The following is a 4,769-nucleotide window of genomic DNA, read 5'->3' as shown; positions in this document are numbered from 1 at the left end:
CCGACGCCCTGCGCGGCCTCGCCTCCGGGGAGCCCTGCACCGTGGCGGCGGAGGTGGCTGCCCGGCACGGGGCCGCAGTCGTGAGCTGCACCGAGGGCACTGGCCAGACTGTCGAGGTGAGGACCGAACTGGTGGAACGGACGGTGTTCGGAGCTGCCCACGGGCGCTCCCGTGCGGGGCCTCCGCCCTAGCCAGTCCAGGTCAGTGCCGCACTTCCAGGCCCGGGGAGGCGGCTTCGGTGGAGTTCTTGAGCAGGACGTCGAGGAGGGTGACGGCGGCAGCCTTGTCCAGCGGGTTGTTTTTGTTCCCGCATTTGGGTGACTGGACGCAGGAAGGGCACCCGGAATCACATTCGCAGGCCTTGATGGCGTCACGGGTGGCTGTCAGCCAGACCTTGGCCTTGTCGAAACCGCGCTCCGCAAAACCCGCGCCGCCGGGGTGCCCGTCATACACGAAGATGGTGGGCACCCCGGTGTCGGCGTGCAATGCCGTGGACACCCCGCCGATGTCCCACCGGTCGCTGGACGCCACCAGGGGCAGCAGGCCGATGGCTGCATGTTCCGCCGCGTGCAGCGCGCCGGGAAACTGGGCTTCGATCAGGCCCGCCCCGGTGAGGGAGCGGGTGTCCACCACGAACCAGACGGCCTTGGTGAAGAGTTCGCGGGCACCCAGTTCCAGCGGCTCCTCCCCAAGGATTTCGTTGGAGATGAGGGCCTTGCGCTGGAAGGAAACAACCTGGGTAGTCACTTTGACGTCGCCGAAATGAACAGAGATGTCACCCCATTCCGCCGTCCGCTGGGTTTCCAGCACCTCGATCTGGGTCACGTCCCGGGCGGTGGTGTAGTAGTCGGGATTGGCGCGGCGCACCATCACGCAGTGATCGTCCTCGTTGAGGTCCTCCACCACGTAGCTGTCACCCTGGTGGATGTAGACGGCGCCGGTGTGGGCCTGGTAGTGCGTCTGCGGGGAATCCATCGTGCCAAGGAGGGACCCGGTCTCGGCATCCACGATGCTCACCGGCCCACCGCCGTCGGCCCGCAGGTTCACCATGGCCGCCGCGCTCTGGGAGTGTGTCCAGAACCAGCCCGCGGGCCTCCGCCGGAGGTAGCCTTGCGCCACCAGCCTGTCCAGGAGGGACTCCGCGGTGCTGCCGAACAGGCCCAGTTCTGCGGGGCCCAGGGGAAGCTCGGCAGCCGCGGCGCACAGGTGCGGCCCCAGGACGTAGGGGTTGGAGGGGTCAAAGACCGTCGCTTCCACTGACACGTCGAAAATCGCCTCTGGATGGTTCACCAGGAAGGTGTCCAGGGGATCGTCGCTGGCCACGAAGGCCGCGATGGCATCCTGGCCCGCCCTTCCGGCCCGTCCGATCTGCTGGAACAGGGAAGCGCGGGTGCCTGGCCATCCTGCCACCAGGACGGCGTCGAGGCCGGAGATATCGATGCCCAGTTCCAGCGCTGAGGTACTCGAAACGCCCAGGAGCTCGCCGGAGCGCAGGGCCCTTTCCACCGCACGGCGTTCTTCGGGCAGGTATCCGGAACGGTAGGCGGCCACCCGCTGCGGCAAGCTGGGATCCACCTCGTCCAGGAGGCGTTTCGTGATCGAGGAGATGGTCTCCGCCCCGCGCCGGGACTTGATGAACGCTATGGTGCGGGTGCGCGCAGACACCAGGTTCGCCAGCAGGTCGGCGGTTTCTGCCACCGCCGTCCGCCGTTCCCTGGCGCCGTTCTCGCCCCTCACTTCGGTCAGGGCAGGTTCCCAGAAGGCCACGGTGGTGGAACCGTGCGGGGAGCCGTCACGGGACACGGCCTTGACCGGGGCACCGATGAGCCGGGCGAAGGAGACGTCAGGCTCCGAGGCTGTGGCGGAGGCCGCGATGAACACTGGGCCCGGGTGGGCCGTGCCTGCCCCGTAGTAGGCGCAGATCCGGCGCAGCCGTCGCATCAGGTTGGCCACGTGGGAGCCGAACACTCCGCGGTAGCTGTGGGCCTCGTCAATGATCACGTAGCGCAGGCGGCGGAAGAACCCGGCCCACCAGGCATGGTTGGGAAGGATCCCGAAGTGGAGCATGTCCGGGTTGGCCAGGATGAAGTTGGCGTGGTCCCTGATCCAGCGGCGGGACGCGGGGTCGGTGTCGCCGTCGTAGGTCTCCGCCCGCACGGTGGGCAGTTTCAGGGCGCGGATGGCGTTGAGCTGGTCGGCCGCCAGGGCTTTGGTGGGGGAGAGGTACAGGGTGACGGCGCCGTCGTCGTGGATCTTCCCCGGGTCAGCCAGGACCCGCAGTTCGGAGCGGTGGATGGCGTCGAGCGCCGGCAGCTGATACGCCAGGGACTTCCCTGACGCGGTTCCGGTGGCCACCACAACGTGTTCGCCGCCGTGGGCTATGCCAGCCGCCTCCACTTGGTGCCGGTAGGGCTCCTGGATGCCCAGCGATCGGTACGCCGCGACCAGGTCCGGGTGGAGCCAGACGGGCCATGGCTCATGCTCGGCCTCGCGCGCTGGGATGGTTCGCACATGACGGAGCTGTTCCGGGTCCGGGCCGCGGCCCAGCAGGGGAATCAGGGAGTCATGGGGGTTCACCCCCACATTGTTTCACCCGGCGGAGCCTTGCCGGCCCCGGTTCGCCATGGGGGTAACAGGAAGGGTCAGCTCAGGGAGAGGTCGGAACCGTCATGGGATGCGGAGAGCATCAGCACGCGGGAAACGGTGGTCCAGCCGAGGTGGGAATACAGTTTCCGGCCGTCGGCGGAGGCCAGGAGAAGGCCCTCCTGCACGTCGTGCTCGAAGGCCTGGGCGGCCAGGGCACGCATGATGAAACTGCCCAGGCCGCGGCGCTGGAAAGCCGGTTCGGTGATGATCTTGTCAAACACCGCGGTTTCCCCCACCACAAAAACGCGTCCGCTGGCCGCCAGGGTGTCGCCGGAGCGGACCTCTGCGTAGTGCACGCCGTCCTGCTCCCACGTCGAATGCGTGAGGTCGTCGTCGGAGAGCCAGGGATCCTCGGCGTCCTGGGTTTCCATATCCACGATCATCATCGCCTGCGAGCTGGAGGTCACGTTCAGGCCGTGCCGTTCCGCCAGGGCGGAGTACCGGGGGATGTCATTGGTGAGGATGGTGAGGACCCTCGCGGGTGCTTCGGCCGTCTTTGCGGCCAGAGCTGCGAACTCATCGTCCGCGGGCTCGGAAGCGAAGAATTCCCAGTCGCCGCTGGTGTCGGCGCGAAGCGCAGCAGGGAAACGGCCCTCGGTGGATGTCCTGTAACCGCGACAGCCGGCCCAACCGGCCACCCACACCTCAAGAAGGCCAGTGATGTCTTCAACCATGGTTTCCGGACTCATGGCATGAGACTATTCCAGCCCGACCGCCAGCAACAGGGGGCTGCCAAGAGCTTATGCAATTGTGATGCGGCGGAAGCGCCGGTACGGGCCGGCAGTCATGGCCGCTGCTCCGGCAGCCGCAGGTTCCCGCACCGCCCGCCTAACCGTGCCGGTACCCTTAAATACGTGGCTTTAAACCGAATTGTGCTTTTTTACGGCTTTACCCCCCTTCCCGACCCGGAGGCGGTGCGGCTCTGGCAGCGTGCCCTCTGCGAGAAGCTCGGGCTGACGGGCCGCATCCTGATCTCCAAGGACGGCATTAACGCCACCGTGGGCGGTGAGATCGGTGCCGTGAAGCAATACGTGAAGACAACCCGCGAGTACCAGGGCTTTCGGGACATCGACGTGAAATGGTCCGACGGCGGTGCGGAGGACTTCCCGCGCCTCAGCGTCAAGGTGCGCGATGAGATTGTCTCCTTCGGCGCCCCCGGGGAGCTGAAGGTCGATGCCCACGGGGTGGTGGGCGGCGGAACCCACCTTAAGCCCGAGGAACTGCACCAGCTCGTTGACACCAAGAAGCAAAGCGGGGAGGACGTGGTCTTCTTCGACGGGCGGAATGCCTTCGAAGCGCAGATCGGCCGGTTCAAGGACGCAATCGTCCCGGACGTTGCCACCACCCATGACTTCATCCAGGAACTCGAGTCCGGTAAGTATGACGGGCTCAAGGACAAGCCCGTGGTCACCTACTGCACTGGCGGGATCCGCTGCGAGGTGCTGTCCAGTCTGATGGTGAACCGGGGCTTCAAAGAGGTGTACCAGCTGGACGGCGGTATTGTCCGCTACGGCGAAACCTTCAAGGACCAGGGCCTCTGGGAGGGCTCGCTCTACGTCTTCGACAAGCGCATGCACCTGGAGTTCAGCGACGACGCGAAGACCATCGGGCAGTGCACCCGCTGCGCAGCGCCCACCAGCAAGTTCGAGAACTGCTCCAAACCCAGCTGCCGCACCCTTACCCTGTACTGCGCGGAGTGCGCCTCCAGCCCGGAAACCCTCCGCTGCCCGGAGGGCTGCGCCGCCTAAGCACAGGCAACCACCTCAGAGGAGCCGCAGCCGGTAGGCGTAGTTCGCGCCTGTCCTGGCCTCCACCCTGATGGTGAGCGCTGTCTCCGAGGAGAGATAGATGACGTTCTCCCGGTTGATCCCGCACCGGAGCCCCAGGTCCACCAGGGTCAGTGAGTCGCTGCGGACCGTGAAGGTCACGCGCCGCTGGCTGCGGCACGCCAGGGCCAGCGCGTAGGTGCCAGTCCCCAGCACCGGCGTGGACTCCGTCCGGACGTTGCCCGCGGCCACAAGGCCCGCCCCCGCGGAGGCCACGGGCTGCCCGGTGTCGGGGACTGGACTGCGCGAGCTGGAAAACCACGACGGCGGCCAGCAGCTTGCGGTGCGGCCGCAGGT

At 67.0% G+C, this 4,769-nt stretch carries 3 protein-coding genes and 2 pseudogenes; 2 read left to right on the top strand and 3 right to left on the bottom strand.

Annotation, left to right across the window (positions count from 1 at the left end; translation table 11 throughout):
• Positions 1–191, top strand: a pseudogene (locus ACKAE7_RS20450) (hypothetical protein); the annotation flags it as partial.
• 10 nt (positions 192–201) lie between these two features.
• Here the strand turns inward: ACKAE7_RS20450 and ACKAE7_RS20445 are convergent.
• Together ACKAE7_RS20445 and ACKAE7_RS20440 are read right to left on the bottom strand one after the other, a co-directional pair.
• Entirely contained in the window at positions 202–2,577 is a 2,376-nt protein-coding gene (locus ACKAE7_RS20445; RefSeq protein WP_408980154.1) for a DEAD/DEAH box helicase, read from the bottom strand.
• Between the two features lie 65 nt (positions 2,578–2,642).
• Complete coding sequence (locus ACKAE7_RS20440; RefSeq protein ID WP_104184718.1) at positions 2,643–3,335, bottom strand: GNAT family N-acetyltransferase; 693 nt, start codon at positions 3,333–3,335, stop codon at positions 2,643–2,645.
• 165 nt (positions 3,336–3,500) lie between these two features.
• On the opposite strand from ACKAE7_RS20440, the gene ACKAE7_RS20435 reads away from it, so the two are divergent.
• A complete protein-coding gene (locus ACKAE7_RS20435) occupies positions 3,501–4,394 on the top strand; it encodes a rhodanese-related sulfurtransferase (RefSeq protein ID WP_408980153.1) in 894 nt (297 codons plus the stop codon).
• Positions 4,395–4,409: 15 nt separating this feature from the next.
• Here the strand turns inward: ACKAE7_RS20435 and ACKAE7_RS20430 are convergent.
• Positions 4,410–4,769 (bottom strand): annotated as a pseudogene (locus tag ACKAE7_RS20430) (hypothetical protein); the annotation flags it as partial.

The sequence above is a fragment of the Pseudarthrobacter sp. NKDBFgelt genome (genome assembly GCF_046097905.1).
Lineage (GTDB): Bacteria > Actinomycetota > Actinomycetes > Actinomycetales > Micrococcaceae > Arthrobacter > Arthrobacter polychromogenes.
This window is presented reverse-complemented; position numbering and strand designations above follow the sequence as displayed.